The organism is Flagellimonas sp. ABD4_174 (assembly GCF_056160185.1).
Map to the genome: position 1 here is coordinate 1 of NZ_JBSWWP010000006.1, position 762 is coordinate 762.

General features: G+C 61.9%; 1 pseudogene. It reads right to left on the minus strand.

Going from position 1 to position 762, the window contains the following annotated elements:
- Positions 1-762, minus strand: a pseudogene (locus ACXAFK_RS15175) (hypothetical protein); the annotation flags it as partial.

Sequence of the window (762 nt, forward strand, 5' to 3'; positions counted from 1 at the left end):
CGTCGTCGGCCCCGGCATCTGCCACGGGCTGTGGGTCTATGGTAAGGGTCATGGTGTCAAGGACATCCGGGCAGCTTCCGTTGCCATTGCCGGTGAGGGTGAGCACCACACTGCCGTTGGCAATGTCGTTCACGCCAGGGGTATATGTAGGTGCCAACAGCGTGGCATCGTCAAAACTACCGTCTCCCGCACTGCTCCATAGCAGGGAGCCCGCGTCGCTCGCCGTGGGCACAGTTCCGGAGGTCGACAGGTCGTGCACATCGCCCTGACAGATCTCCTCGTCGGATCCTGCGTCCACTACCGGGGAAGGGGTGATGGTCAGCACGAAGCTCTCCTGGTCAAAGCAGTTGGGCGTTGTGCCGGTCTCGTCGTAGATGTAGTATGTCCCGGATGCGGTGAGCACGTCGCCGGGGCTATATTGTGTCCCCGTTCCACCGGGACCGTCGTAGTAGGCCTGGTTGCCTGAGAGGTCGGAGCCCAAAATGGCGGGCAGCACGAAGGAATCGCATGCCTCGGTGTCCAACAGGCCGAAGACATCGGGTGTTGCGTTGACGGTCAGTACGAAGCTCTCCTGATCGGAGCAGTTGGGCGTTGTGCCGGTCTCGTCGTAGATGTAGTATGTCCCTGATGCGGTGAGCGCGTCGCCGGGGGCGTACTGGTTGCCGCCGCCGTTTGGTGCGTCGTAGTAGGCCTCGTTGCCGGTCAGGTTTGTTCCCGATATGGCTGGCAGGGTGTAGGAGTCGCATACGGTCTGGTCGGCCA